The organism is Streptomyces sp. DH10, from assembly GCF_029813805.1.
Classification (GTDB): Bacteria; Actinomycetota; Actinomycetes; order Streptomycetales; family Streptomycetaceae; genus Streptomyces; species Streptomyces coeruleofuscus.
In genome coordinates this window covers 267,757-294,080 of the sequence record NZ_JARVKU010000011.1, presented here as the reverse complement: position 1 = coordinate 294,080, position 26,324 = coordinate 267,757, and the positions used below count along the sequence as shown (strand labels likewise).

20 protein-coding genes and 1 pseudogene are annotated in these 26,324 nt (G+C 72.5%); 10 read left to right on the top strand and 11 right to left on the bottom strand.

Annotation, left to right across the window (positions count from 1 at the left end):
* Nucleotides 1-450 precede the first annotated feature (450 nt).
* The 3 genes from QC385_RS24000 (at nt 451) to QC385_RS23990 (ending at nt 3,511) form a co-directional block, all read left to right on the top strand.
* Nucleotides 451-1,701, top strand: a complete 1,251-nt coding sequence (locus QC385_RS24000; RefSeq protein WP_279543405.1) for a PucR family transcriptional regulator — start codon at nt 451-453, stop codon at nt 1,699-1,701.
* 256 nt (nt 1,702-1,957) lie between these two features.
* The gene (locus tag QC385_RS23995; RefSeq protein WP_279543404.1) at nt 1,958-2,809 is read left to right on the top strand and encodes a helix-turn-helix domain-containing protein; all 852 of its coding nucleotides are present in this window, start codon (nt 1,958-1,960) and stop codon (nt 2,807-2,809) included.
* A 33-nt stretch (nt 2,810-2,842) separates the two neighbouring features.
* Nucleotides 2,843-3,511 (top strand): HAD-IA family hydrolase, encoded by a 669-nt coding sequence (locus QC385_RS23990; protein WP_279543403.1) that lies wholly within the window; start codon nt 2,843-2,845, stop codon nt 3,509-3,511.
* Between the two features lie 95 nt (nt 3,512-3,606).
* Here QC385_RS23990 and QC385_RS23985 read toward each other — a convergent pair whose 3' ends face one another.
* The 4 genes from QC385_RS23985 to QC385_RS23970 form a co-directional block, all read right to left on the bottom strand.
* The gene (locus QC385_RS23985; RefSeq protein ID WP_279543402.1) at nt 3,607-4,344 is read right to left on the bottom strand and encodes a YoaK family protein; all 738 of its coding nucleotides are present in this window, start codon (nt 4,342-4,344) and stop codon (nt 3,607-3,609) included.
* Nucleotides 4,325-4,849 (bottom strand): DoxX family protein, encoded by a 525-nt coding sequence (locus QC385_RS23980; protein WP_279543401.1) that lies wholly within the window; start codon nt 4,847-4,849, stop codon nt 4,325-4,327. Before QC385_RS23980 ends, QC385_RS23985 begins: the two co-directional genes overlap by 20 nt.
* A 53-nt stretch (nt 4,850-4,902) precedes the next feature.
* The gene (locus QC385_RS23975) at nt 4,903-5,565 is read right to left on the bottom strand and encodes a hydrolase (RefSeq protein ID WP_279543400.1); all 663 of its coding nucleotides are present in this window, start codon (nt 5,563-5,565) and stop codon (nt 4,903-4,905) included.
* A 128-nt stretch (nt 5,566-5,693) separates the two neighbouring features.
* On the bottom strand, nt 5,694-7,586 hold the full coding sequence (locus QC385_RS23970; protein WP_279543399.1) for an amidohydrolase: 1,893 nt from the start codon (nt 7,584-7,586) through the stop codon (nt 5,694-5,696).
* Between the two features lie 267 nt (nt 7,587-7,853).
* Between QC385_RS23970 and QC385_RS23965 the strand changes: the two genes are divergently transcribed.
* The 3 genes from QC385_RS23965 (at nt 7,854) to QC385_RS23955 (ending at nt 10,275) form a co-directional block, all read left to right on the top strand.
* Nucleotides 7,854-8,825, top strand: coding sequence for an alpha/beta hydrolase (locus QC385_RS23965; RefSeq protein ID WP_279543398.1), 972 nt, complete (start codon nt 7,854-7,856; stop codon nt 8,823-8,825).
* A 20-nt stretch (nt 8,826-8,845) separates the two neighbouring features.
* Nucleotides 8,846-9,568 (top strand): alpha/beta fold hydrolase, encoded by a 723-nt coding sequence (locus tag QC385_RS23960; RefSeq protein ID WP_279543397.1) that lies wholly within the window; start codon nt 8,846-8,848, stop codon nt 9,566-9,568.
* Between the two features lie 170 nt (nt 9,569-9,738).
* Nucleotides 9,739-10,275, top strand: coding sequence for a hypothetical protein (locus tag QC385_RS23955; RefSeq protein ID WP_279543396.1), 537 nt, complete (start codon nt 9,739-9,741; stop codon nt 10,273-10,275).
* Between the two features lie 69 nt (nt 10,276-10,344).
* Here QC385_RS23955 and QC385_RS23950 read toward each other — a convergent pair whose 3' ends face one another.
* The gene (locus QC385_RS23950; protein ID WP_279543395.1) at nt 10,345-10,791 is read right to left on the bottom strand and encodes an SRPBCC family protein; all 447 of its coding nucleotides are present in this window, start codon (nt 10,789-10,791) and stop codon (nt 10,345-10,347) included.
* Nucleotides 10,792-10,990: 199 nt separating this feature from the next.
* Here QC385_RS23950 and QC385_RS23945 point away from each other — a divergent pair, with 199 nt between their 5' ends.
* Complete coding sequence (locus tag QC385_RS23945) at nt 10,991-11,563, top strand: DM13 domain-containing protein (RefSeq protein WP_279543394.1); 573 nt, start codon at nt 10,991-10,993, stop codon at nt 11,561-11,563.
* 11 nt (nt 11,564-11,574) lie between these two features.
* Here the strand turns inward: QC385_RS23945 and QC385_RS23940 are convergent, their stop codons facing one another.
* The 4 genes from QC385_RS23940 to QC385_RS23925 are packed head-to-tail and all read right to left on the bottom strand — an operon-like array spanning nt 11,575 to nt 16,104.
* Nucleotides 11,575-12,558: an NAD-dependent epimerase/dehydratase family protein gene (locus tag QC385_RS23940; RefSeq protein ID WP_279543393.1), complete on the bottom strand. Its 984-nt coding sequence runs from the start codon at nt 12,556-12,558 to the stop codon at nt 11,575-11,577.
* Nucleotides 12,555-14,156 carry an AMP-binding protein gene (locus QC385_RS23935; RefSeq protein WP_279543392.1) on the bottom strand — a complete coding sequence of 534 codons (1,602 nt, stop codon included), beginning with the start codon at nt 14,154-14,156 and terminating at the stop codon, nt 12,555-12,557. Before QC385_RS23935 ends, QC385_RS23940 begins: the two co-directional genes overlap by 4 nt.
* A complete protein-coding gene (locus QC385_RS23930) occupies nt 14,153-15,103 on the bottom strand; it encodes an alpha/beta fold hydrolase (protein WP_279543391.1) in 951 nt (316 codons plus the stop codon). The genes QC385_RS23935 and QC385_RS23930 overlap by 4 nt, the downstream gene beginning before the upstream one ends.
* Nucleotides 15,100-16,104 carry a 3-oxoacyl-ACP synthase III family protein gene (locus QC385_RS23925; protein ID WP_279543390.1) on the bottom strand — a complete coding sequence of 335 codons (1,005 nt, stop codon included), beginning with the start codon at nt 16,102-16,104 and terminating at the stop codon, nt 15,100-15,102. Before QC385_RS23925 ends, QC385_RS23930 begins: the two co-directional genes overlap by 4 nt.
* Nucleotides 16,105-16,286: 182 nt before the next feature.
* Here QC385_RS23925 and QC385_RS23920 point away from each other — a divergent pair, with 182 nt between their 5' ends.
* A complete protein-coding gene (locus tag QC385_RS23920) occupies nt 16,287-23,672 on the top strand; it encodes a type I polyketide synthase (protein WP_279543389.1) in 7,386 nt (2,461 codons plus the stop codon).
* 55 nt (nt 23,673-23,727) lie between these two features.
* Here the strand turns inward: QC385_RS23920 and QC385_RS23915 are convergent.
* Nucleotides 23,728-24,627, bottom strand: a pseudogene (locus tag QC385_RS23915) (ABC transporter ATP-binding protein); the annotation flags it as partial.
* An 80-nt stretch (nt 24,628-24,707) separates the two neighbouring features.
* Between QC385_RS23915 and QC385_RS23910 the strand changes: the two are divergent.
* Nucleotides 24,708-25,748 carry a tyrosine-type recombinase/integrase gene (locus QC385_RS23910; RefSeq protein ID WP_279543388.1) on the top strand — a complete coding sequence of 347 codons (1,041 nt, stop codon included), beginning with the start codon at nt 24,708-24,710 and terminating at the stop codon, nt 25,746-25,748.
* Complete coding sequence (locus QC385_RS23905; RefSeq protein ID WP_279543387.1) at nt 25,741-25,998, top strand: hypothetical protein; 258 nt, start codon at nt 25,741-25,743, stop codon at nt 25,996-25,998. Before QC385_RS23910 ends, QC385_RS23905 begins: the two co-directional genes overlap by 8 nt.
* Nucleotides 25,999-26,046: 48 nt before the next feature.
* On the opposite strand, the gene QC385_RS23900 is transcribed toward QC385_RS23905, so the two are convergent.
* Nucleotides 26,047-26,322, bottom strand: coding sequence for a hypothetical protein (locus QC385_RS23900; RefSeq protein ID WP_279543386.1), 276 nt, complete (start codon nt 26,320-26,322; stop codon nt 26,047-26,049).
* Nucleotides 26,323-26,324 lie beyond the last annotated feature (2 nt).

The following is a 26,324-nucleotide window of genomic DNA, read 5'->3' as shown; positions in this document are numbered from 1 at the left end:
GGTCATCCGTGGACGTCCGGCCGGTTCCCGCAGGTGGGGTCGCATGACTGGTCACATGACATAAGCGCGTCCTCCCGGCGCTCTGACAGCATCCGGATCCGTGCAGGCGGCACCGCGGCCGGCCGGCTCGGAACCCCGTGGGGGTCCGGTGCGTGGCCGTGCGCCTGCCTCGAACGCGAACATCACCTCGGAAGGGCGGAGACCATGACGCCGGGCGCACCGGTACGCGAGGAAGGACCCGTCCAGGGCGGCGTGCTCACCACGCCGCCACCGGGCCGGGTGCGCGCCACCACGGTCGGCCGGCACCGCACCGAGACCCCTCCGAGCCCGGCCCCCTCTCGCCCACGCCCGCCACAGCCGCGTGCGCTTCCGCCGAGTCTCCCGGGCGGTCCCGGCGTGCCGCCCACCGGCCCGCGTCGCAGCCCTGAGCTTTCCGTGAAGGAATCCCGCATGACCGAAAGAGTTCAGCGAGCCCGCCCCGGCAGTGCCGCGCTCCAGGCACTCGTCGACGAACTCGCGGAGGAACTCGGCCGGTCCGTGGCCATCGTCGACCCCTTGGTCAGAATGATCTGCACGAGCCGGCACTTCGGCGACGAGGACCCCGTGCGCATCCGCACCCTGTTGCAGGGCCGAGCCGACAGCGAGGGGATCCGGTACGTCCTCGCGCAGGGCGTCACCCAGTGGTGCCGGCCCGGATTCGTGGACGGCCGGGACGACCTCGGGCTGCTGCCCCGCTACATCGTGCCGCTCCGGGAACGCGGTCACCTCCTCGGCCTGATGGTGATCGTCGCGCCGGAGCGGCAACTGACCGAGCGGGAGAAGGAGAGCATCGCGCGAGCCGCTCACCCCGTGTCCGCGCAGATGTACGCGGAACACCTCGCGGCCGACACCGAGGAGACCGGCGCACGGGACCTGCTGCTCGGCCTGCTCGGCAGCAGCCCGGCGGCGCGCGACGCCGCGCGGCAACAAGCGCTGGACAGCGGGCTGCTGCGGGAGACGCCGCACGTCGTCGTCAGCGTCGTCCAGGTGTCCCGGGGCGAGGAGCCGCCGGGACGGACCGAGGTGGCCCTCAGGGGCGCGGTGGAGGGATTCCGGCAGACGCGTTCGGCACACGGCGTCATGGCGGTCGAGCAGGACCGGGCAGTCCTGCTCCAGGTCCGGGACCGGCCCCCGGCCCCGGACGAACTGCGCGGGCAGTCCCGGCGCATCATCGAGGAACTCGGCACCTTCCTCGACGCGTCAGCCGCTCCGGTGGTCGGCATCGGCGGGCCCCGGGCCGGTCTCGCCGACGCGTGGACCTCGTACGAGCAGGCACTGGTGGCGGTCCGTGCGGCGCGTCGGCTGCCCCATCTGAAGGGCCTGGGCGACTGGGCGGAACTGGGGGAGTTCGCCGTGCTCCTGCAACTGCCGGAGTGTGCCCTGAACGCGTCGCTGCTCCCGCAGCCGCTGCGCGCCCTGGCCGAGGCCCACGGCGGTGCCCGGCTGCGGGACACCCTGCGGTGCTTCCTGGACAACGCCGGCTCCGTCCCCAGGACGGCGGACGCCCTGCGACTGCACCGGACCACGCTGTACTACCGGCTGCGGCGGATACGGGAGATCACCGGCCTCGACCTGGACAACGGTGCCGACCGGCTGGTCCTGCACATGGGCCTTCGGGTCGAGGAACTCCTCGCCAGGGCGGGCGAAGAGGCACGAGTCTGACCTCGCCTCCCCCGGCAGCCGGGAACTCCGCGGCTTCCAAGGCGTTCCTACAGAGCGAGAAAAGTTCTCAGCCGGATTAGCACGGCGTGCGGTGGCGGCCGAAACCGCCGGTGCCCGACGATGTCGTACACCGACGCCGACATGGGGGGGAAGACCGTGGGGGACATGACCACGAACGATGACGATGGCGCCAAGCCGGAGTACCGCGACAGCGCGCGTGTTTCCCGGTGACCCGGGCCCGGAGCTTGGAGGTCTCATGACCGAGTTATCGATGACCCGTGTGTCCGATCTCGTTCGGATGCTGTCCGCGATGCCCGACGAGGGGGAGGGCGAGTTCCTGTACCTGGGCCTGCACGTCCGGGGGACGGTCGCGCTCACCCGGGCCGGGGAGGCCGAGGCCTTCCTGGAGCCGGGGGACATGGTCTTCTGCGATCCGGCCCGGCGCGATGTCCTCCGGTTCGGTGAGGACTGCCTGATGACGTACTTCCGTACGACCCGCCGCCACCTGGGCGTCGCGGAGCCGGACCTGGACCGGGTCGTGGGCGTGCCGGTGCGGCACGGTGCCGGTATCGGGGCGCTGGTGTCGGGCTTCCTGTCCGCGCTCGCCGCCGAGGAGGAGTTCCACCGGTCGGCGATCGGGGACCGGCTCGCCCGCAGTGCCGTGGACCTCCTGGCTGTCCTCGTCATGGAACTCCTTCAGGCGGAGACCGGGCCGGAGGCGTCCGGCGCGTCGAAGGCCGGCGGCGAGATGCTGTCGCGGATCCGGGCCTTCATCGAGGAGCATCTGACGGAGCCGGAGCTGTCACCGGAATCGATTGCCCGCGCGCATCACATCTCCGTCCGCTATCTGCACAAGCTCTTCCAGGACGACGGCACCACGGTGGGCCAGTGGGTGCGGCAGCGCAGGCTCGACTCGTGCAGGCAGGAACTCGGCCGGTCGTCCAACCGCAGGACGACCGTGGCGGCCGTGGCCCACCGCTGGGGCTTCAGCAGCCCCTCCCACTTCAGCCGCACCTTCCGGGACGCCTACGGTATGTCCCCCAGGGAATGGCAGGCGTTGGCGGCGTCGGGGGTCGACTCGGCGGACGCCGACGCGCGGTGTCCGTGAACGGTCTTCCGTAGCTCCTGGCATGATCACGGCATGACCAGTGAGCCTGTGCGGCCCTGCCCCAGGAAGTGCGTCCTCTTCGATGTCGACGGCACGTTGATCGACGCATTGGACAACCAGCGCCGGGTCTGGGCGAGTTGGGCGGAGCGGTACGGGCTCGACGCGGCTGAGGTCTATCGGGTGGCCTTGCGGACGCGGCCGATCGAGACCTTCGCGAAGGTGGCTCCGGACCAGGATCCACAGGAGTGCCTGGCCGCGTTGCACGAGCTGGAGGACGAGGACGTCCGGTCCGGCGTCTACGGGGCCTTCGACGGCGCGTCACAGCTTCTGGGTGCCCTGCCGTCGGGGGCGTGGGCGCTCGTGACCTCCAACTACGAGCACCGGGTGCGCGGGCGATTCACCCGGACGGGCCTGCCGGTCCCGCGCGTCATCGTGGACGCCGCCGCGGTGGAGGAGGGCAAACCCTCGCCCGTCCCCTACCTGTTGGCCGCCGAGCAACTCGGGGCCCGGCCCGAGGACTGCCTGGTCGTCGAGGACGCCCCGTCCGGCGTCGAAGCAGGGCGGCGGGCCGGCATGACGGTGTGGGGCGTCAACACCGCGGCCGCGGTGGCCGGCGTGCACCGTCACTTCGCGAGCCTGCGCGAAGCGGTCCCCGGCATCCTCGCCTTCGCCGGGCTGGAGGGATCGGCCGCAGTGAGGTGATCACGCCGTGGCCGGCGTGATCACGGCGTCGGGAACTGCCGGTGGTCCACCGGCGGATCGGCGGACGGCGGACCGGCGGATCGGCGGCGGACCGCTCAGGGCCGGGGGCGGACCCAGGGCGCATCGGAGGCCGAGAGCCGGTGCGCTGTCACGGCGGTGACCGCGAGCAGCAGCAGCGTCAGGCCCAGCGCGAAGGAGAGGCGGCCGTACAGGATGATCCCGGCGCCGGCGAGGGCGCCGAGGAACATCGCGAGCACGGAGAGGATCCGGCGCCCGGGGCGCGGCGCTTCGCCGCCCGCCCGGGTGGAGTCGGCGGCCAGGCCCGTCAGGGTCAGGGTCAGGACGGTCGTGGTGAGGTCCGGCACGCCGAGCCGGCGGGCGACCGCGTTCTGCACACCCATGGCGAGCCCCAGGCACACGATCAGGGTGTAGCGCACGCCGGTGGTGACCCGGTCGTCCGCTGTGACGGCGACCACCACGGACACCGCGACCAGAACCGTCTGCACCACCGTCGCGGCGCGCAGCAGACGGCCGCGGTGCGAGGCGAACCGCGTGCCGAGCCCGCCCCCGGCGAACGCGCCGACGAGGAACGCGGCCATCGACACCACGGACGCGAGCGCGGACAGGCTCCCGGCGCCGGCCAGGGCGAATCCGAGGAAGACCACGTTGCCGGTCATGTTGGCGACGAAGACGTGCCCGAGCGCCAGGTAGCTCACCGCGTCGACCATGCCGGTGGCCACCGTCAGGATCAGCATCAGGGGAGGCAGCGGACCGTGCCGCTCCTCGTGACGCGGCACCAGGGTGCGGGCCGCGTCACTCAGAAGCCTGCGCATGCCGCATCCCTTCTCCCGCAGCGGCCGGCCGGTGCAGCACCAGACGGGTGAGCAACCCGCTCACCGGTCCCAGCACGAGGGCGGCGACGGCGACCCACTCCGGCCAGGGGACGATGCCCGCCGCGTGGTCCACGGACCACCGTCCGGGCCCGGTGAGGGCCAGCGCGGCGCAGACGACGACGAGGACCAGCGGATACTCGTAACCGTCGTGCTGCACCCACAGCCCCTTGGGCCACTTCACGCTGCCCGCGACCGTCATCACGCCCATCGCGGCCATCGCCGCCAGGGGCGTGAGCAGGCCGGCCGCCAGGAACAGGCCGGAACCGATCTGACCGGCGCCCGCGGCGAGCGCGGTGAGCCGGCCGCCGCGGAATCCGTCACGGCGGAACTCCTCGGTCCCGCCCGCCAAGCCGTCTCCTCCGAGCCGGAAGCTCACCTTCTGCACCCCGTGCCCGGCGATGAGCAAGCCCACCACCAGCCGGAGGACCAGCAGTCCAGCGTCCATCGTGTTCCCGCCTGTTCCTGTCCGTTCCTGACGTTCCCGTGCCGGTGCGCGGATCAGCCGGCGGCGTGAGCGCCGATCATGGCCTGCGCGTAGACGACGCCGAGGCCGTAGGCGCCGGCGTGCTCCTTCACCACGTCCGTCGTCGCGGCGTAGGTCTCGGTGCGGGCCCAGTCGCGCTGGAGCTCCAGAAGGACCTGCACCCAGGTCACCGGGACCGCTCCGGCCTGGATCATGCGCTGGACGGCGTGCTCGTGGGCCTGCGGGCTGACACCACCGGAGGCGTCGGTGACGACGTACACCTCGTAGCCCTGGGCGAGGGCGGAGAGCGTGGGAAGGACGACGCAGACCTCGGTCCACAGACCGGCGAGGACGAGCTTCCGGCGGCCGGTGGACTTGACCGCCTCGACGAAGTCCAGGTCCTCCCAGGCGTTCATCGTGGTGCGGTCGATGATCTTCTGCTCGGGGAAGACGTCCGCCAGCTGCGGCAGGATCGGGCCGGAGAAGGACTCGGCGGCCACGGTGCTCAGCACGACCGGCACGTCGAAGGTCCTGGCGGCCTTGGCCAGGCCCACGGTGGCGTTGATGATCGCGGTGCGGTCGCCGCTGCCGGTGCCGAAGAACATCTGGGGCTGGTGGTCCACGAACAGCACCGCACAGTTGTCCGGAGTGAGCAGGTCGGGGCTGGGGACCGCGGTGACCTCGGCGATGTCGACCATGAGTGTGGGCCTTTCTCGGTAGGCGTGGCGCGGACCGCTGTCCGTGCCGTGGGAAGAACCCGTCCGGTCGGACGGAGTCGTGGGATGTCCCGGAAGGCGGCGGCAAAGGCCGGTCCGCCACCGGGAGTTCAGAGGGCGAAGCAGGGGTCGAAGGGGGCGCTCGCGGCGTCCGGGACGAGGCCCCGCGCGACGCGCCACTGGCGGTGCTCCTCCGACTCGGCGACGGCCTGACCGAGCGACTCGGCCTGGCGGGCGCCGGGGACGACAGCCCGGCCCGACGCCTGATAGCCGCCGAAGTGCGCCACCGGGCTCCAGGCCGGGCCGACCGGGGGCAGCTCCTCGTCGAGTCCCTCGTACTCGGCGGCGGCGTAGACGATCCGGCCGCCCGTCACCGTCAGCAGCGACTCGATGTGCGCGATGTCCGGCTCGGGCACGTCGAAGTAGTCCCGGGACAGGATCGTCAGGTCCGCGTAGCACCCCGGCCGCAGGACGCCCTTGACCTCGGCCTCGCCGGTCAGTTCGGCGCCGGCGCGGGTGTACATCGCCAGCGCCGTGTGCCGGTCGACGCGGTTCTCCGGTGGACGCAGCGCCAGATCACCGACGGTGCGGCCGCTGACGAGCCAGTGCAGGGCGACCCAGGGGTTGTACGAGGAGACCCGGGTGGCATCGGTGCCGGCGCCCACGGTCAGGCCGCGGTCCAGCATGGCCCTGACCGGCGGGGCGTCCGCGGCCGCTCCGGGGCCGTAGCGCCGCAGGAACGCCTCGCCCTGGAAGGAGAGACGGTTCTGCACGGACATCGCGCCGCCGAGGGCGGCGATGCGGTCGAGGCTGTCAGGCGAGACGGTCTCCGCGTGGTCGAACAGCCACCGGTTCCCGGCCGGGAAGAGGCCGTCCGCGGCGAGCTTCTCGAACACGGCGAGGTCACGGCGGATGGTCTCGTCGTACGTGGCGTGCAGCCGGAACCCCCACCCGTTCTCCATCAGCAGGCGCACCGCCTTCTCGAACTCCGCCTCGTAGCCGGGGGCGAGTTCCGGACGCGGCTGGGTGAAGTTCTCGAAGTCGGCGGCCGCCCAGGTGAGATTCTCGCCCGCGCCGTTCAGACGCAGCCATTCGTCACCGTCCTCGGGGCGGGCCATTTCGATCCAGCGGGTGAGATCGTCGATCTCCTGACCGGGAGTCTGCGGAAACAGGTGATAGGCGATCCGCAACGACAACTGCCCGGTCTTGGCCAGCTCGACGACGGTGGCGTAGTTCTCGGGGAAATTCTGGAAACCGCCGGCGGCGTCTATCGCCGAGGTCAGTCCGAACCGGTTCAACTCGCGCAGGAAATGCCGGGTAGAGGTTTTCCTGTCCTCCGCGCTCTCCAGCAACGGCGCCTTCGCCAGGGTCGAGTAGAGGATGAGGGCGCTGGGCGCGGCCAGCAGCATGCCGGTCGGTTCCCCGTGCCGGCCCCGGACGATCCGGCCGCCCTTGGGGTCCGGCGAGTCCCGGGTGAAGCCCGCGGCCTTGAGCGCCGCCCGGTTCAGCACGGCCGACTGGTACAGGTGCAGGACGAACACCGGAGTGTCCGGGGCGGCGGCGTTCAGCTCCGCGACGCTCGGCAGCCGGCGTTCCGCGAACTGCTCGGCCGACCAGCCCCCCACCACCCGTACCCACTGGCCCTTCGGGGTACGGGCGGCCTGCTCACGCAGCATCGACAGGCCCTGACGCAGGCTGCGCACCCCGTCCCAGCGCAGTTCCAGCACATAGTTGAGGCCCCCGCGGATCACATGCAGATGGGCGTCGTTGAGGCCGGGGATCACCCGGCGCCCGAGCGCGTCCACCACCTCGGTGCCCGCGCCGATCCGGGTGGCCACGTCCCTGTCGTCACCGACGACGGTGATGACGCCGTCGCGGACGGCCAGCGCCTCCGCGTACGGGTGGCGCGGATCACCCGTGTGGATCTTCGCGTTGCGGACGACCAGGTCCGCGGCATCCTCGGTGGCCGACGGAACGAGGCCGCCGACCGGCATGGTTGACATCTTTCGAAAACCCCCTGGCAAAAAGGACGTCGGCTCGGTGGCAAGCGAATTCCCCGGCGAACCACGACTGCTTCGCCACCACGTTAGACAGGACCGAGGCGATTACCTGTCCCGCCAGTGCACCGGTCATGGCCTCACAGCGCACTGACCGAACAAGGCGTGCGCTGTGAGGCCAGCAGTAATGCGCGCGTGGGCAATTAGCGCCACCCGGCGGATCTAACGTTGCGAACAGCCGCAGTCGGGAAACGAATTCACCAGGAGACGACCATGTCCGAAACCGTCGAGCCGGTCCAGCCGGTGCTGGAACCCGCGGCGGCCGCCTTCGCGGAGGCCACCGCCCATCCCCCCTATCTGTTCGACCTGCCTCCGGCGGAGGGGCGCAAGGCCGTCGACGAGGTGCAGTCCGCAGAGATCGCCGAGCCGGCGGTCGACGCGGAGTGGATCACCGTGCCCGGCGGGCCGACGGGCAGCGTCCGCGCGCGGATCGTCAAGCCCGCCGGCGCCGACGGCACCCTCCCGGTGATCCTCTACATCCACGGCGCCGGCTGGGTGTTCGGCAACGCCCACACCCATGACCGCCTGGTCCGCGAACTGGCCGACGGCGCGGGCGCCGCCGTGGTGTTCCCGGAGTACGACCTGTCACCCGAGGCCCGCTACCCGGTCGCCGTCGAGCAGAACTACGCCGTGGCGCGGTGGATCGTGGAGCACGGCGCGACGAAGGGACTGGACGCCGCCCGTATCGCGGTCGCCGGTGACTCCGTCGGCGGCAACATGTCCGCCGCGCTGACGCTGATGGCCAAGGAGCGCGGCGACGTGCCCCTGGTGCAGCAGGTGCTGTTCTACCCGGTCACCGACGCGAACTTCGACACCGGCTCCTACCACCAGTTCGCCACCGGTTACTTCCTGCGCCGCGACGGCATGCGGTGGTTCTGGGACCAGTACACGACCGACGAGGCCGAGCGGGCCCGGATCACCGCCTCCCCGCTGCGCGCCACCACCGAGCAACTCGCGGATCTGCCCCCGGCCCTGGTCATCACCGGCGAGGCCGACGTGCTGCGCGACGAGGGCGAGGCGTACGCGTCCAAGCTCCGTCAGGCCGGCGTCCCGGTCACCGCGGTGCGCTTCCAGGGCATCATCCACGACTTCGTCATGCTCAACGCCCTGCGCGGCACCCACGCCGCCGAGGCCGCCATCGCGCTGGCCGTCAGCACGCTGCGCGCCGCCCTGCACACCGCCTGACAACGAGAAGAGACGCCACCATGACCGCCTCCACCACCCCCACCGTCGTCCTCGTCCACGGTGCCTTCGCCGACGCGGCCAGTTGGATCGGGGTCATCGCCGAACTACAGGGCCACGGCATCCCGGTGATCGCGCCGCCCAACCCGCTGCGCGGGCTCGCCGCCGACGCCGCGTACGTCGCCTCCGTGGCTGCCCAGGTCGACGGCCCCGTCATCCTGGTCGGGCACTCCTACGGCGGTGCGCTCATCACCGTGGCCGGCACCGCCGAGAACGTTGTCGGACTCGTCTACGTCGCCGCCTACGTCCTCGAAGAGGGCGAAAGCCTCGGCGAGTTGCAGGGCCGCTTCCCCGCCTCCCCGCTGGCGAGCAGCCTGAAGCAGTGGACGTACCCCGTCGAGGGCGGTGACCCCGCCGTCGAGGTGACCATCACCGCCGACGCCTTCCCCTCGGTCTTCGCCGCCGACGTGGCCGCCGACGTCACCCAGGTGCTGGCCGTCTCCCAGCGGCCGCTGGCCGCTGCGGCGTTCGAGGAGAAGGCGACGGCGGCCGCGTGGAAGACCAAACCGTCCTGGGCCCTGGTGGCCGGAGCGGACCGGGCGATCAACCCCGACGTCGAGCGGTTCGGTGCCGAGCGCGCCGGGGCGACCGTCGTGGAGATCGAGGGAGCGTCGCACGCGGTCGCCGTCTCCCGGCCGAAGGACGTCGCCGACCTGATCCGTGACGCGGTGCGGGCGACGAGCTGACCCGGGGCACACCGACCCGCGCGGACCGGGCCCGCCTCGTCCCCGCGGTCGGTGTTCCTCCGGACACGGCCACCCGCAGCCCCACATCGGCGTTCCTCGGACCCTCCCCTCATCGGCGGGTTACTGTACGAACGCGCCGTGCCGCCGTCGGTCAGCCGAGGAGGAACACTGTGTCATCGCCCTGCGACCCCCAGCACGCTCCCGCCGGCGATGTGGGCGCAGCACTCATGATGATCGACTCTCGGCTCAAGGCCATCTACGACGGCAGAACCGAGACCGACGCCGAACAGCAGGCGCTGACCGACCAGTTCGCGGTGTCCCTGGGGCCCCGCGGGGTCGATGACTTGCTGGACGGCGCGTGCACACTCATCTACATGTTCATGCAGTGGCTGCGGATGGCCTACGAGGACCACGACAAGGACGTCATCGAGTGCGTGGTGCCCAACCTCGTGGCCACGATGCGCATGATGCCCAGGAGCGTCCGTCCCGAAGCGATCCCCACCATGGCCGGACTGCTCGTCGCCGCCGGCACCGGCCTGAGCCCGAGCCTGTGGCGCAAGCAGTACGGAGACTGGACCATGGACGAGATGAATCCCCTGGAAGCCACCGCGTTCCTGCTCGCGGAGCACATCAACCGCCTCACCGACGACCGCGACTTCGCCACCCGCATGATCACCGAAGCCCTGACCATGGCGGACGAAGGCTGACTGCCCAGCGCCCGACGGCGGTCAGGCGTGGCCGGGTGGTGGTCGAGAATGCGGCGCCCAGTGGCTCCGCTACCGCCCCGTGAGCCGCTGTTCGAGGTCGCGCAGGTCCTTGCGGAGGGAGGAGCGGACCTGGCGGGCGAGCAGCGGCGCGGCCAGCCGGTAGAAGCCGCCTTCGCCGCCCCGGACGCGAATGCGGGCGAGTGTGCCCCGTGCGTCCGGCGCGAAGGCGTACGTGACATGCATGGGCATCGGGCCGGCCACGGAGATCATGTCCAGCAGGTGAGGCGGTTCGTACGCGGCCACATGCAGGACGTAGTCGATGCGTCGGCCGAGGAAGTATGCCGTCCGGGTGACCTCGGCGTTGACACCGAAGCCGCCCTCTTCCGCCTCCCGGGTCAGCTCCGCGGTGCGGATGCCCTGGGTCCACTCGGCGTCATGGCGCCAGTCCATGGCGTACTCGGCCACACGTTCGGGCGGGAGCGGGATCACGCGCTCCGCGGACACGTCGATCGTCATGGCGCTGCTTCCTTGTTCTCGGCCGACACGGACGCCGGGCCGGCTCCTGTGGCCCAGCATCCTCGATGCCCGGGGCGGGCGCACGACGAGCTGTCGCGTGGCCAGACGTAAGGATTCCGTCATCAGCAGCGGGGTGCGGGGCGGCCGTGCGGTGGCGTTGAATCGGGAGGGTTGCGGAACTCTCAGGAGGCGAGTGGGGATGGGGCGCGTGCGCAAGGTGCTGACCGGGCCGTTGGTCATCGCGGTGCTGGTGGTGGCGGTCGGCGGAGTCGGCTTCGGGCTGTACTGGTTCCAGCCGTGGAAGCTCTGGCAGGACGAGACCGTTCAGGAGTCCCTGCCCGGGATCGCGGAGACCTCCGCCCCTCCCGCCGCGGCGCCCTCCGCGCCCCCCTCCGGGTCGCCTTCCCCGGCCACCGGTCCGCGGACACTGGCGAGCGGTGAGCTGATCAGCCACGAGCACGCGACCTCGGGCACGGTGAAGCTCGTACGGCTGGCCGACGGTTCTCATGTCGTCCGGCTGGAGAACCTGAACACCAGCAACGGACCGGACCTGCGCGTCTGGCTGACCGACGCGCCGGTGAAGCAGGGGAAGGCGGGCTGGCACGTCTTCGACGACGGCGAGTACGTCAGCCTCGGCAAGCTCAAAGGCAACAAGGGAAGCCAGAACTACGCCCTCCCCGGTGACACGGACCTCTCGGGCTTCAGCAGCGTGAGCATCTGGTGCGACCGTTTCGACGTGTCGTTCGGCGCCGCGGAGCTGGCCCGGACCTGACGGCAGACCCTCTACCGCCTCTGACCGGACAGCGCGGCGATGCCCGCGTCGAAGCCGACCGGTGGTGCGAACGCCAGGTCGCGGCGGGCCGCTCGGACGCTGAACCAGTGGGGATGCACCAGCTCGGCGACGAGGAAGCGGCTGAGGGCGTGGGTGCGGCTGAGGCCGCTCAGCCGCAGGACGGTCTCGGACGTGGCCGCGGCGGCGTGGGCCAAGCGGTGGGGGACGGCGCACCAGGTGGCGCGGAGGCCGGCCGCGCGCAGGAAGTGCGCGGTGAGCTCGCGCAGCGGGCGGGGGTCGTCCTGGGTGATGAAGTAGGCGCGGCCTCCGATGGGGCGGCCCTCCCGCAGCCGGTCGAGAGCGAGCAGGTGGGCGTGGGCGGCCGTGTGCAGATGGGTCGTGTCGACGAGGTTGGTGCCGTCGCCGGGCATCACCAACCGGCCCGCGCGTACGGCGCGTGCCAGGGCCGGGGCGAAATGCGGGTCGCCGGGCCCCCAGATGATGTGGGGGCGCAGGGAGACGGTGGCCAGGTCCGGGCCGTCGGCGGCCAGGACGAGGGCTTCCGCGTGTGCCTTGCTGCGCGGGTAGGCGGCCAGGTGCCGGCGGGGGTAGGGGCAGCGCTCGTCGGCGTTCTCCAGGCCGCCGGGCCGGAAGACGACGCTGGCGGTCGAGGTGTACACGAGGGCGCCGATCCCGTGGGCCCGGCACTGGTCGATGACGTTGCGGGTGCCGACGACGTTGGTTCTCCAGTACGGCGCCGGCGGGCCGCTGACGCCTGCCAGGGCGGCGTTGTGGATGACGGCGTCACAGCCGGCGAGCGCGCGGGAGACGGCGGCCGGGTCGGCGAGGTCGCCCAGGTGCTGCCGCACGCCGAGCTGCTCCAGGGCGAGGCTCGGACGGCGGCTGAGGGAGGAGGTCGTCGTGCCGCGGGCGACGAGCCGGCGGCAGATCTCCTGTCCCAGGAAGCCGCTGCCGCCCGTGACCAGGACCCTCATCGGGCGCCTTTCGGCCCGTACTTGGCGGCGTGGGCGGCCAGCCGGGCACGGTCGATCTTGGAGTTGTGGCGGATGTCGGTCGGGAACCGGGGGTGGAACAGCACCGTGCCGATGCGGCTGCCGTGCCGGTGGCCGCCGAGGACGGCACGCAACGCCTGAAGAACCGTGGCCTTGGGCGTGCCGGGCTCGCGTTCGACGCAGAGCACCGCCCGCTGCCGTCCCGCCGGGCCGACGCCGACCAGGGCGGCGCGGCGGACTCCGGCGGCGGTGTCGGCGACGGCCTCGACGTCCTCGGTGGTGAGGGTGAAGTCCTCGCCCGTGACGAGGTGGGCCTTGCGGCCGAGGTACCACAGCCGGCCTTCGTCGTCGAGGCGTCCCAGATCGCCGGTGCGGTGCCACAGGGCGCCCCCGGAGAGCGACCTGGCGGCGGCGGTGGCGTCGGGGCGGGCGTGGTAGCCCGGGCTGACCACGGGTCCCGCGACGGAGATCTCGCCGAGCCCGGTGGCGTCCGCGTCCAGGACGCACGCCTCGATGCCGGGCAGCGGCCGGCCCAGGCAGGTGCCGGCGTGGCCGGGGGGCGGCTGGGTGCGCAGCGCGCGCAGGTCGTCGGAGCTGATGGCGGCGACGGGCAGGCACTCCGTGGCGCCGTAGACGCTGAGGATCTCCGCCCCGGCCGGCAGGACCTCCGACAGCAGCTCGACGAGACGTGGGCGCAGCGGAGCGCCGAAGGACAGCACACGGCGGACCGGGGGGAGTGTCAGACCGCGGCGGGCGCAGTGGCCGGCGATCAGGCCGAGCACCGCCGGCGAACCGAGGACGATGTCGGCCCCGTGACGCAGCAGGGGGCCGACGAGGTGCCGCGGGGGCGTGCGGGCCGGGGCCAGATGGTCGACCTGCGGGGCGACGGTCGTGAGGCCGAGCAGCGGGCCCAGCGCGGCGAACGGCAGGAAGCAGGAGAGCAGGACGTCACCGGCCGCGGGGCGGAGTACGGCGTCCAGGGCGGTCAGCTGTCCGGCCAGGGTGCTGTAGTGGTACTCGACGCCCTTGGGCTGTCCGGTGGAGCCGGAGGTGAAGGCGATCATCGCCAGGTCCTCGGGCCGCGGCTCCCGGACGCGGGGCGCGGGGCCGTCGCCGTCCGGCACCGCCAAGGGCAGGCTGTCTCCCAGCAGCCGGTCCTGGCCGGGGAAGGCGCGGCCGGTGACCAGGGCCGTACGGACATGGCCGCGGCCCCAGCCCTGGGCCCGGCGCGCCACGTGTGCCAGGGGCTCCCCGATGAAGACGCCGGGGGCGATCTCGTCCAGACAGCGCCGTACCTCGGCGCGCGGCTCGATCAGCACCGGGACGGCACCGAGCGAGGTCAAGGCGTAGACGGAGGCGACGAGTTGATAGGCGTCCCGCGTCATCACCACGGCCTTGTCGCCGCGCCCCACCCCGGCCGCCCGGAGGACGTCGGCGGTGCGGCGGCAGCCGTCCAGCAGCTGTGCCGTCGTCACGGCCCGGTCGGACGAGGCGCCGGTGCAGCGGACGAGCGCGGTGGCCCGCGGGTCCTCGGCCAGCCGGGCGAGGCGGGCGAAGACGCTGTCGTGGATGGTGGTCATCGTTGTCCTCGTCCTCGCAGGAAGTCGCGGATGGGTCCGCCGAGTTCGTCTCCGGCGTCGTCCATCACCAGGTGGCCGGCGCGCGGGAAGCGGTGGACGACGGCGTGCGGGTACCGGCGGGTCCACTCGGCGAGGACCCGCGGCGTGAAGACCGGGTCGCGCATGCCCCAGCCGATGAGCATCGGCAGCCGTGCCAGGTCGTCGGCGTCGGCGCTCGGGGTGAGCATCTGCCAGGCCGTGTCCTCGGGACGGCGCGGGATGGCGCGGACGAACTCCACGATCGCCCGGCGGTTGTCCCGGCGGGCATGGGGCAGCAGATAGGCGCGCCGCTCGGCCCGGCTGAGCCGGTGGGTGACACCGAGACGGACCGTGGCCCGGGCGAAGGCGTTGGTGGCGTGCACCGCGTCCGCGACCGGCCGGTGGTCCCTGATCCAGCGCAGGTAGAACGGCAGCCGGTAGCCGTCGGGCCAGGGGAAGGCGATGGTGTTGAGGACCACCAGGCGGGAGACGACGCCCGGGTTGCGCAGCAGCCAGGCGACGCCGAGCGGGCCGCCCCAGTCGTGCACGACGAACGTCCAGCCCTGCCGCGGTACTCCTTCGCGGCGGACCAGGTGCTCGTAAAGGGCGTCCAGGTGGTCCAGCTGGCGCAGATACCGGGCCTGCGGGTCGGACGGCATCTCCATGTGCTGGGACAGGCCGAGTCCGGGCAGGTCCGGGGCCAGGCACCGGGCGTGCGGGACCAGCGTGGGAAGCAGCTTGCGCCAGGCGTAGCTCCAGGTCGGGTTGCCGTGCAGGAACAGCAGCGGGTCGCCCGTGCCGACGTCCAGATAGTGCTGGCCCGTCGACGGCACCAGGCGCCAGTGCTCGCGTCCCGGGTAGCCGGGCAGCAGGAGTTGGAGGACGGAAGCGGGTGTGCCGGCGGCCGTGCGCCGGTTCTCGGCGGTCACCAGCGGACCAGCGCCAGACCGAAGCTCATGCCACTGGCCAGGCCGATCATCGCCACCGTGTCGCCCGGCTCGATGCGGTCGGTCTCCAGCGCCTTGACCAGTTGCAGGGGCAGGGAGGCGGCGGCGCAGTTGCCGTGCTCCGCCACGGCCGGCATGCACCGGTCGGCGGGCAGGGGGAGCCTGTCGACCATCTCCTGGTACTGGGGCGTGCCGATCTGGTGGAAGGCGATGAAGGAGCTGGCGCGGACCGTCTCCAACTCCCGCTGAGCCGCCTGCCTAAGGAAGGTCAGGCCCTCGACCGCGGTGGTGCGCAGCAGGTCGCCGTTGAGTCGGATGGTCAGGTGCTCGTCGTCGAACGCCCGCGGGTGCATGGAGCCGCCGCCGCTCACGGTGCAGGCGTTCCAGGCGGTGGAGTCCGCGGCGAACCGGAGGGCGAGCACCCCGGGGTCGTGCTCTCCGGCGGGCCCGGCGGTGAGGAGCAGGGCGGCGCCGGCGTCGGAGACGGTGTAGCCGGGCATGGCCCGCATCAGCGCCTCGTGGTCGGGGACGTGCCAGCGCGTGACCATGGTGCCCGTCTCGCCGCAGGCGATGAGCACCGTGCGGTAGCGGCGGGTGGCGATGAACGCGCTCGCCACCTCCATCGCGTTGAGGACGCTGTTGCAGGCGTTCGTCACGTCGAACACCGGGCAGGTGGCGCCCAGTTTGGCGGCGACGAGATGCGAGGTGGACGGTTCGAGCATGTCCTGACTGGTGGCGGCGAACAGCAGCAGGTCCACCTCGCCGATGGCCGTGCCGGCGTCCGCGAGTGCCTTGCGGGCGGCCGAGACCGCGAGGTCCGAGGAGCACTCGCCCTCCTCGCGCACATGGACGCCGCGCACGCCGGTGACGTCCTGGAGCAGGCCGGGAGGCGGTACGTAGGGACTTCCGGCGGCGGCGATCCCGGCCCGGATCTCCTCCATGGTCCGGTAGCGCGACGGCAGATGGACGGCGATTGCTGTCAAGCGGGCACGCGGGGCTTCGAGCACCGCGCCACCGTAACGGCCGGTCACACACCGTGAGTTGGAGTTCACCCGTTCGTCGGACGGATACCACGCCAACGGGTGAACCGGCACTTGGACGGCGGTCCACGAGGGCAGTTGTCACTCCGCTCGATGCGGACAAGCGGCGCAACAGGGGGCGGGGCATGGGCGTGGGACGGGACGACCGGGCGGTGGCCGTGGTGGGTGTCGGCTGCCGGCTGCCGGGCGGCATCACCGACCTGGACGGGCTGTGGGCGGCCCTGCGGGACGGGCACGACCTCGTCGGGGAGATGCCGCCGGACCGGTTCCCCAGGGACCGGTTCGTCGACCCGGGGGCGGTGCGTCCGGGCCGCAGCTACACCGCCGCCGGGGGTTTCCTCGACGACATCGCCTCCTTCGACGCCGCGTACTTCGGCATCTCGCCCAAGGAGGCCGCACACCTCGACCCGCAGCAGCGGCTGCTGCTGGAGATGGCCGCCGAGGCGCTGGACGACGCCGCCATCCCGGGCGAGGCGCTCGCCGGGTCGGACACGTGCGTGTACGTGGGAGTCTCCGATCCGGGCTACGGCACCGTCCTGATGCTCATGGAGAACCACACCAGCCCCCACACCATGCCGGGTGCCACCCTGTCCATCACGGCCAACCGCCTGTCGTACGCCTTCGACCTGCGCGGCCCCAGCATGGCCGTCGACACGGCGTGCTCCTCGTCACTGGTGGCACTGGACCGCGCCTGCCGCACCCTGCGGGAGGGCACCAGCCGGGTGGCTCTGGCCGGCGGTGTCAACGTGCTCGGACACCCGTACTCGTTCGCCGGTTTCTCCTACGCGGGGATGCTGTCGCGGCGCGGCCGGTGCGCGGCCTTCTCCGCCGACGCCGACGGCTTCGTGCGGGCCGAGGGCGGCGCCGTGCTGGTACTCAAGCGCCTCGCCGACGCGGTGGCCGACGGCGACCGGATCCACGCCGTCCTCGCCGGCACCGGCAGCAACTCCGACGGCCGCACCACCGGCATGACCCTGCCCAGCGCCGAGGCCCAGGAGGCCCTCCTGCGCGCGGTGTGCCAGGACGCCGGGATCGGCCCGGACGACCTGGTCTACTTCGAGGCGCACGGCACCGGCACCCCGGTCGGCGACCCCGCCGAGGCCCGGGCCATCGGCCGGGCCCTCGGCGCGCGCCGCGGCGCGGGGCCGCTGCCCGTCGGCTCGGTGAAATCCAACCTGGGGCATCTGGAGCCCGCCGCGGGAATGGCCGGCCTGCTCAAGGCGATCCTGGTGCTCCGCCACCGGACCGCCCCCGCGTCCCTGCACGCCCTCCCGCTCAACCCGGCCATCGACTTCGGCGCGCTCGGCCTCGCCCCCACCGTGGCGCCCGTGGAACTGCCCCGCTCGGAACGGGCCGCGGTCGGGGTGAACTCCTTCGGGTTCGGCGGCACCAACGCCCACGCCGTGGTCGTACCGCCCCCGGCGCACCCCGGAAGCACGAAGCCCGCGGACAGGCCGGTGCCGGTGGTGATCTCCGCCCGATCCCCCAAGGCACTCAGGGAGTTGAGCGCGCGCATGGCCGAGCGGCTGCGGGCGGCGGCACCGGAGGACTTCTACGACCTGGCCCACACCAGCACCCTGCGGCGCAGCGCCCACCCGCACCGTGCCGCCGTGCTGGCCGCCGACCCCCGGCAGGCGGCGGACCGGCTGGAGGGCCTGTTCACCGACGCGCCGTCCCACGGGGCCGTCACCCGCAGGGCCGAGCGGGGCGCCGTCGCGTTCGTCTACTCCGGCAACGCCTCCCAGTGGCCCGGGATGGCCGCCGACCTGATGACGGGTGAGGCCGTCTTCCGCGCCGCCGTCGAGGAGGCCGACGCCGCGCTGGCCCCGCATCTGGGCTGGTCCGTGGCGAAGGAACTGGAGCGCCCCACCCCGGCACGCTGGGCCCGGACCGAGATCGCCCAGCCGGTGCTGTTCGCCGTCCAGGCGGGCCTGACCGCGCTGCTGGCGTCCCAGGGGCTGCGCCCGCGTGCGGTGGCCGGGCACAGCGTCGGCGAGGTGGCCGCCGCGTACACGGCCGGGGCGCTGACCCTGGAGCAGGCGGCGTTGGTGATCGCCCAGCGGAGCCGCACCCAGGGCGTCACGGCGGGCCGGGGCCGCATGGCCGCCGTCGGCCTGGCCGAGGACGCCGCCCGCGAGGAACTGGCGCGCTTCGGCGGGGCACTGGAGATCGCCGGGATCAACAGCGACCGGGACGTGACGGTGGCCGGCGACCCCGACGCCCTGGCCGCCCTCGGCGCCGAACTGACGGCCCGTGACGTCTTCTTCCGCGAGCTGGATCTCGACTACGCCTTCCACAGCCGCACCATGGACCCCATCGAGGAACCGCTGTGCGCCGCTCTGGCGGGTCTGACCCCCGCCGAAGCACACGTGCCGTTCGTCTCCACCGTCACGGCGACGCCGCTGACCGGACGCGAACTCGACGCGGCGTACTGGTGGCGCAACGTACGCGAACCGGTCCGCTTCGCCGAGGCCATGGGCCGCCTCGGGGACGTGGACATCGGCATCGTCGTGGAGATCGGCCCGCACCCGGTGCTGCGCCCTTACCTGCGCCGCACCGGACTGACGTACGTTCCGACCCTGCACCGGGACGGGGATGGACCGCGCGAGGCCACCGCCGCGGTCGCCGCCCTGCTCGCGGCCGGTGCCGAGGTGGACTGGCAGACCCACTTCCCGCAGCCCGGCCGGGTCGCCGACCTGCCCGCCTACCCCTGGCAGCGCGACCGGCACTGGCACGGCACCCCGCAGGACCTCGTCCTGCACACCAGCGGCACCGGAGCACTGGACCACCCCCTGCTCGGCGAACGCCAGCCGGCGCCCCACCCCCTGTGGAGCGGCACCGTCGAGCCCCAGCTGGTGCCCTGGCTGGGGGACCACCGGATTGGCGGCAGTGTCCTCATGCCCGCCGCCGCGTACGTGGAGATGGCGGTCACGGCGGGGCAGCGGGCGCTGGACCGCCCGGTGGAGGTGCGGCACCTGGAGCTCTCCCGCCCGTTCCCGCTCGGGTGGCCGGACCCGGCGGGAGCCGCGCTGCAGACCGCCGTCACCCCGTCCGACGGCACCCTGACCATCAGCACACGGGACAACCGCGACGCCGAGGTGCTGCCGGTCGTCCGCGCGCAGGTACGCACACGGCTGGGCAACGCCCCCGGTCCGCTGGACATCGCCGCGGTCAAGGCGCGCTGCTCCCGCACGCTCACGGGCCCGGACTTCTACGAGCAATGCCGCCGCGTCGGGCTGGAACTCGGTCCGGGGTTCCACCTCCTGCGGAGCCTGGACGTCGGCGAGGGCGAACTGCTGGCGTGGTACCGGCTGGAGCACCCGGCCGGTGCCTACACGGTCCACCCGGTACTGCTGGACCAGCCTTTGCAGGCCACCGTCGCCCTGGCCGAGCAGCCGACCCGGGAAGCCGCCGGCTTTCTGCCCTCGGCCTTCGGCGCGGTACGGGTGTGGCGAACCCCCGCGCCGGAGGGCGTCGTCCACCTGCGGCGCCGCAGCCGCAGCGCCAACGAGGTCTGCTGGGACATCACGTACGCGGACCTCGACGGCACCGTCACCGCCGAGATCGACAAGTGCCGCACCCGGCGCGCCCGCCTCGGCGACCACACCACGCTGACGGTCCAGCGCACGGTCCTGCGCGCCGCCCCGCGCTTGTCGGAGCCCGCCCCGCCGTCCCCGCTGCCCGCTCCGGCCGAGGTGGCGGCCGCCGCCCGGGCGCGCATCGCCGCCGCACGCGCCGAACTGGACGACAGCGGCCACGAGCGGTTCACGGCCGCCGCCGAACGGGCGGGTGCGCACTGCTGGGCAGCGGCGCTGCGCGGCCTGCTGCCCGACCCGGATGAGCCCTTCACCATGCCCGACCTGGTCGGCCGGGGCCTCGTACCCCGGCACCGCAGGCTGGTGCGACTGATGCTGCCCCTGCTGGCCGAGCAGGGACTGGCCGAGGCCGACGGGGAGACCTGGCGCCTGACCGATGTCACGGCGTGCCCCGAGGAGTCGCTGCGGAGCCTGCTGGAGAACCACCCCCGCTTCGGCCCGGCCGCGCTGCTGCTCAACAGCCAGCTGCGGCAGCTGCCCGGAGTGCTGCGCGGCACCGTCGACCCGAGGGAACTACTGCCCGTCGGCGAGCACTTCCTCGAACAGCACCAGGAGACCGCGCCCGCCCAGCGCTTCACCCACCGTGTGGTGCAGGCACTGCTCGACCGGATCGTGCGCGACTGGCCCGCCGACCGCCCGCTGCGCGTCCTGGAGGTGGGCGCGACCACCACGGCCCTGACCGCCGCCGTGCTGCCGCTGCTGCCGGCCGACCGCACCCACTACACCTGCACGGCCGCCGCCGGCACCTCCTTCGCCCGCTCCCGGCACCGCTTCGCCGCCTGCCACTTCATCGACCACCGCACCTTCGACCTGGACGCCGACCCGGCCGTCCAGGGCTTCCCGCCGGGCGGCTTCGACCTGGTCCTGGCCGGCCAGGCCCTGCACGCCACCGCCGATCTGACCGCCGCGCTGGGCCGTGTGCGCTCCATCCTCGCCCCGGGCGGCCACCTGCTGGCCACCGAACGGCACGACGAACGGCTCGACGCCCTGCTGCTGGGCGGACTGGAGGCACTGTGGAAACGCGGTGACCGGACCCTGCGCCCCACCACCCGGCTGCTGCCGCGCGAGGCGTGGACGCCGCTGCTGGAGCGGTGCGGTTTCGCCGGCTCCTGGCAGACAGGACCCGAGGACCACTCCGTCACGGTGGCCGCAGCGCCCCGCGACCCTGCGGATCCGCCCGCCCTCCCCGAACCACCGCCGGGCACGGCCTGGCTCGTCGCCACGGAGACCGACGCCGAGACGCCGACCGCCCGGGAACTGGCCGCACTGCTCGGCCCCGCTACGGTCCTGACCGCCCCCACCGACACCGGCACGTGGACGGCGGCACTGCCCGCCGAGGCGGCGCCCCGCATCGTCCTGCTCCTCGCCGAGCCCGACCCGCGGCACCTCGTCGCCCGGACCACCCACCGCGCGGCCGTCCTGCGCGCCCTGGCCGCCGCCTGCCGGACGCTGCCCGGCGACCGCGACCCACAGGTGTGGCTGGTGACGCGCCCCACCGGCCTGTTCCCCGCCCCGGAACGCCCCGCGCACCCCGAGGACGCGGCCGCCTGGGGCGCCGCCCGCACCCTGGCCAACGAACAACCCGCCCTCGGACTGCGGCGCGTCTCCCTCGACCGCACCGCGGACCCGGCCACGAACGCCCGGCGGCTGGCCGCGGAACTGCTCACCGCGGGCCGCTCCCCGGACGACAGCGGGGCTACGGACGAGGACGAGGTCGTCCTGACACCGGCCGGCCGCTTCACCCCTCTGCACGTCGAGCACCCGGCCGAGGAGCCCCCCGCCGTGCCGGTCGGCGCGCCGTTCCTGCTGGAGGTCCGCGACCCGGGACCGGCCCGGCGCCTGGTCTGGCGGGAGACACCCGTCCCGCGGCCCGGCCCCGGCGAAGTCGCCGTGGAGCTGCGCGCGGTGGCGCTGAACTACCGCGATCCCATGCGCGCCAACGGCCTGCTGCCACCGGAGGCCGTGGAGGACAGCCCGCTCAGCCGCGGACTGGGCACCGACGGCGCCGGCATGGTGTGCGCCGTCGGCCCCGGAGTGCGTGACTTCGCGGTCGGCGACCGTGTCTGCGGCGCCATTCCCGGCGCCCTCGCCTCCCACGGCGTCACCGCCGACTACTCCCTGATCAAGATCCCCGACGGAATGAGCTACGCCGAGGCGGCGACCTTCCCCGTCGCGTTCCTGACCGTTCATCACGCTCTGGCCGACCAAGCGCGCCTGACCGCCGGTGAGACGGTCCTCGTGCACGGCGGCGCCGGTGCCGTGGGCCTGGCCGTACTGCAATGCGCCCGGGCCCGGGGCGCCCGCGTCATCACCACCGCCGGGACCGAGACCAAACGGGCCATGCTGCGCGGCCTCGGCGCCTGGCACGTACTGGACTCCCGCAACCTGGACTTCGTCACGCGAGTCCGGGAACTCACCGAGGGCCGGGGCGTCGACGTCGTCGTCAACTCCCTCAGCGGTGAGGCGATCGCCCACGGACTCGACCTGCTGCGCCCGGGCGGCCGCTTCATCGAACTGGGGAAGCGGGACATCTTCCTCAACAACCCTTTGCCGATGCGCCCGTTCGACCGCAGCCTGACGTTCATCGGCTTCAACCTCGACCCGGTACTGCTGGACCGCGACCGAGGCTCCCGCCTCGTCGCCGATGTCGTGTCGCTCATCGAGCGCGGCGTGTACCGGCCGTTGCCGCACACCGTCTACCCGGCCGCACGGGTGGAGGAGGCCTTCCAGGTCCTGCAGCACTCCCGGCACATCGGCAAGGTGGTCGTCTCCTTCGATCCCGCCGACGGGGACGCGCTGGACGAACCCGCCCCCGTCCGGCCCGCACCCCTACCCACCACCCTGGACGCCGACGGCACCTACCTGGTGACCGGCGGGCTGACCGGGTTCGGTGCGGCCACCGCACGGTGGCTGGCCGACCAGGGGGCCCGCCATCTGGCGCTGGTCTCCCGCAGCGGCCCGGCCGCCCCCGATGCCCCGGCGCTCCTCGAAGACCTGGCCCGGCGCGGTGCCCACGCCACCGCCCACGCCGCCGACGTCACCGACGAGCCGGCGCTGCGCCGGCTCGTCGACCAGATCGACGCCACCGGCCACCGGTTGCGCGGTGTCGTGCACGCCGCGATGCACCTCGACGACGCGCCCCTGTCCGACCTCACCGACGACCGCTTCTCGGCCGTCCTCACCCCCAAGGCGGACGGCGCCGCCCTGCTCGACCGGCTCACCGCCGGCCACGACCTGGACCTGTTCGTCACCTACTCCTCGATCGCCGCCGCCGTCGGCAACATCGGCCAGGCCCCCTACGCGGCCGGCAACGCCTACCTGGAGGCCCAGGCCCGCGCCCGCCACGCCCAGGGGCGTCCCGCCACCGCCCTCGCCTTCGGCCCGATCGGCGAGACCGGTTACGTCGCCCGGCACGCCATCGGCGACGCCATGGCCGAGCGGGGCTTCCAGCCCCTCAGCGTCGCCGAAGCCCTCGCCACCGCCGGCGGCCTGCTCCGGCCGGGCACCGACGTGGCGGGCGTCGGCCGCTACCGCTGGAGCCGCGCCCGCCGTCTGCTGCCCGCCCTGGCCGGCGCCCGCTTCGCCCGCCTCGTACCGGCCGACGCCGGTCCCGGCCCGGAAGGCCGCACGGACCTGCTGCGCGAACTGGCCGCCATGACCCCCGACGAGGCCCGGGCCGCGATCACCCAGACCCTGACCGGGCTGCTCGCCACCGTCCTGCACAGCGATCCGGAGGAGCTGGACCCCGCCCGGCCCGTGACGGACTTCGGCCTCGACTCGCTGCTGAGCACCGAGTTCCTGGTGCGCGCCGGCGAGCACTTCGACGTCCGCCTCGCGGCCACCGAACTGATGGGCGGCGACCGCACCCTGACCCACTTCGCACAACTGGTGCACAGCAGGCTGGACCTCCCGTAGCGGGACTCCGCGAAGGCCGTCTCCTCCAGGGACGAGGAGACGGCCCGCGCCGTGTTCACAGCACCTCGGCCCGCCCCGCCGTGTCGTCGAGGAACCCGCCCGACTGGTGCTGCCACAGCTTCGCGTAGGCACCGTCGACCGCGAGCAGCTCCTGGTGCGTGCCCTGTTCGACGATCCGTCCGCGGTCGAGGACGACGAGCTGGTCCATGGTGGCGACCGTGCTCAGCCGGTGCGCCACCACCAGCGCGGTCCGCCCGTCCATGAGCTGCCACAGCGCTTCCTGCACGAGGAGTTCGCTCTCCGAGTCCAGGGCGCTGGTCGCTTCGTCGAGCAGCAGGATGGGCGCGTCGCGCAGGATCGCCCGGGCGAGGGCGACGCGCTGGCGCTGACCGCCGGACAGCTTGACGCCGCGCTCGCCCACCATGGTGTCGAAGCCGTCCGGCAGCACGTCGGCGAACTCCGTGACGTGGGCCGCCTCGGCAGCCCGGCGGATCTCGGCCTCGGTGGCGTCCGGCCGGGCGAACGCGATGTTGTCCCGCAGGGTGCGGTGGAACATCGCCGGGTCCTGCGGCACGTAGGCGATCTGGCTGCGCAGGTCGGCCTGGCGCAGCCGGCTGATGTCCTGGCCCCCGATGAGGATGCGGCCGCCGTCGATGTCCGTCATCCGTAACAGCAGCCGGGTGAGGGAGGTCTTGCCGCCACCGGACCGGCCGACCAGGCCGACCCGCGCCCCGCTCGGCACATCCAGGTCGAGCCCCTCGAACAGCGGCTTGCCGCCCCGGTGCGCGAAGGTCACCTTCTCGAAGCGGATGTCGGCGGCCCGGGGACGCAGCGGCTCCGGGGACGGCGGGTCGAGCACGGTGGGAGGCGTCAGAAGCAGCTCGGTGAACTGCGCGGCCTCCGTCATCGCGCTCTCCAGCCGGCGGTAGATCTGGTTGAACTCGAACATGCTTCGAATGCTAGTATCGAATCACAGTAACCAGCTTGGCCTGCTCTGATGCGCGAAGCTGTCTTTGTGATCGGAGGCTTCGAATCATGGCTAGGCTGCTCACTCCGAATGTCAGCAACGCGAAGCGAGACTTCATACACCAGCGCTTCGCTCGGAGCGGCTCGCGGGATGCCCGGTACGGGTACACGAGCCTGCTCACCCGTTTCGAGCGCAGCGTCAACGACTGCAAGACCGGTTCGGTGCAGCCGCATCACGTCGAAGACTTCTTCTACGGACCGGGCGGGCTCGCCGACACCTGCCAGAGGCAGACGCTCGGCAAGTACCGCAACGACATGAAGCAGTTCTTCGCGTGGGTGCACCGCCGGCGCTGGAATGCGCTCAGCGCTGACGCGCTGCTCGAAGGCGTTCCCGACAAGAGCACCAGGACGAACCGCAACCGCTACCGGATGACGCGCGACGAGCTTCGGCACCTGCTCGCGCATGCCGAGCATCCGCGTGATGCCGCCCTGATCTGCTTCGTGGCGTGTACGGGCGTGCGGATCTCCGAAGCGAAGGGGATGCGGATAGGTGACGTGAGCTTCAACAAGAGCGAGCTATACCTGACGATCCCGAAGACGCACGAAGAGATCACGTACCCGCTCACCTCGGACCTTGAGGCGCAGCTTCGGCTATGGCTCGCCTTCTACACGGAGCAGGTAGGGAAGCTGAGGCGGACCTACTACTTGTTCCCTGCCTTCAAGCGCCGGACGTTCGCCGAGGGAGGCGGGCTCACTCCTGCGGGCCTACTCAACCCCGAAGGGGAGATCACCCATCCCACGAAGGTTCTCCGGCCGATCGCCGATCGCGCCGAGATCGAGTTGGAAGAGGGCGACGGGTGGCACACGCTACGCCGCAGCTTCGCGCGGATCCTGTATGACGACTTGGTCCACTTGGGCCACGATGCGGCCCTTCGGATCGTGCAGGCTGCGCTGAACCACAAGAGCGTGCAGACGACGGAGCGCTACCTTGGGCTCGACCTTGAACGGCAGCAGCTCGCGAGAGCGCTCAAGGGCAAGCCGTTCCTTATCCTCGGAGATGAGGCGGGTAAGATCGTTTCTTTGACGGACCGGAGGGCGGGCAATGGTTAGGGTCCCGGTAGAGATCGCTAAGTGCGACGTCTGCGGCAGTGATGACGCTGTCGCCGAGGCGATCGTGACTCTCGACGCGGTCACGGTTGAGGTTGACCTTTGCCGCGAGCACAAGGAACCCCTCGGCGAGATCATGACGAAGGGGCGCCGGGTCGAGCGGACCAGGGCCCCGAGGAAGGCCGTTGCTCCGAGGAAGCCTGCTCATGCTGTCGTGCCGATCGAAGACCTTCCGGAGTTCGGCGAGAAGTGAGCGCGTGTAAACGGCCCCGCACCTGCTTGGGTGCGGGGCCGTTGTCGTTCACGTCCAGTACACGCCGCGACGCTTCGCTTCGTCGTCGACCTTCGTGCTCGCCGTCGAGAGAGCGTCGCACTTCGCGCGGCCGTAGCCGTACTCACGCTCTAGCTCGCCGTGCCGGTCTTTGTCTCGCCAGTAGTCGAGTGCATCCGAGATCACGCGAACCTCGGTCGACGTGAGCAGGACCGGGGCCGCGACGTCGAGATGTTCCTTGCAGTTGTCGCACCGCCACAGGTGCGGAATCCGCGGGTGCGGCTCGGGACGTGCCGTGACGCACATAG

Excerpts from the sequence above, each read along its gene's own strand:
- QC385_RS24000 (WP_279543405.1), top strand. The coding sequence starts at position 451 with ATGACCGAAAGAGTTCAGCGAGCCCGCCCCGGCAGTGCCGCGCTCCAG.
- QC385_RS23995 (WP_279543404.1), top strand. The coding sequence starts at position 1,958 with ATGACCGAGTTATCGATGACCCGTGTGTCCGATCTCGTTCGGATGCTG.
- QC385_RS23990 (WP_279543403.1), top strand. The coding sequence starts at position 2,843 with ATGACCAGTGAGCCTGTGCGGCCCTGCCCCAGGAAGTGCGTCCTCTTC.
- QC385_RS23985 (WP_279543402.1), bottom strand. The coding sequence starts at position 4,344 with ATGCGCAGGCTTCTGAGTGACGCGGCCCGCACCCTGGTGCCGCGTCAC.
- QC385_RS23980 (WP_279543401.1), bottom strand. The coding sequence starts at position 4,849 with ATGGACGCTGGACTGCTGGTCCTCCGGCTGGTGGTGGGCTTGCTCATC.
- QC385_RS23975 (WP_279543400.1), bottom strand. The coding sequence starts at position 5,565 with ATGGTCGACATCGCCGAGGTCACCGCGGTCCCCAGCCCCGACCTGCTC.
- QC385_RS23970 (WP_279543399.1), bottom strand. The coding sequence starts at position 7,586 with ATGTCAACCATGCCGGTCGGCGGCCTCGTTCCGTCGGCCACCGAGGAT.
- QC385_RS23965 (WP_279543398.1), top strand. The coding sequence starts at position 7,854 with ATGTCCGAAACCGTCGAGCCGGTCCAGCCGGTGCTGGAACCCGCGGCG.
- QC385_RS23960 (WP_279543397.1), top strand. The coding sequence starts at position 8,846 with ATGACCGCCTCCACCACCCCCACCGTCGTCCTCGTCCACGGTGCCTTC.
- QC385_RS23950 (WP_279543395.1), bottom strand. The coding sequence starts at position 10,791 with ATGACGATCGACGTGTCCGCGGAGCGCGTGATCCCGCTCCCGCCCGAA.
- QC385_RS23945 (WP_279543394.1), top strand. The coding sequence starts at position 10,991 with ATGGGGCGCGTGCGCAAGGTGCTGACCGGGCCGTTGGTCATCGCGGTG.
- QC385_RS23940 (WP_279543393.1), bottom strand. The coding sequence starts at position 12,558 with ATGAGGGTCCTGGTCACGGGCGGCAGCGGCTTCCTGGGACAGGAGATC.
- QC385_RS23935 (WP_279543392.1), bottom strand. The coding sequence starts at position 14,156 with ATGACCACCATCCACGACAGCGTCTTCGCCCGCCTCGCCCGGCTGGCC.
- QC385_RS23920 (WP_279543389.1), top strand. The coding sequence starts at position 16,287 with ATGGGCGTGGGACGGGACGACCGGGCGGTGGCCGTGGTGGGTGTCGGC.
- QC385_RS23910 (WP_279543388.1), top strand. The coding sequence starts at position 24,708 with ATGGCTAGGCTGCTCACTCCGAATGTCAGCAACGCGAAGCGAGACTTC.
- QC385_RS23905 (WP_279543387.1), top strand. The coding sequence starts at position 25,741 with ATGGTTAGGGTCCCGGTAGAGATCGCTAAGTGCGACGTCTGCGGCAGT.
- QC385_RS23900 (WP_279543386.1), bottom strand. The coding sequence starts at position 26,322 with ATGTGCGTCACGGCACGTCCCGAGCCGCACCCGCGGATTCCGCACCTG.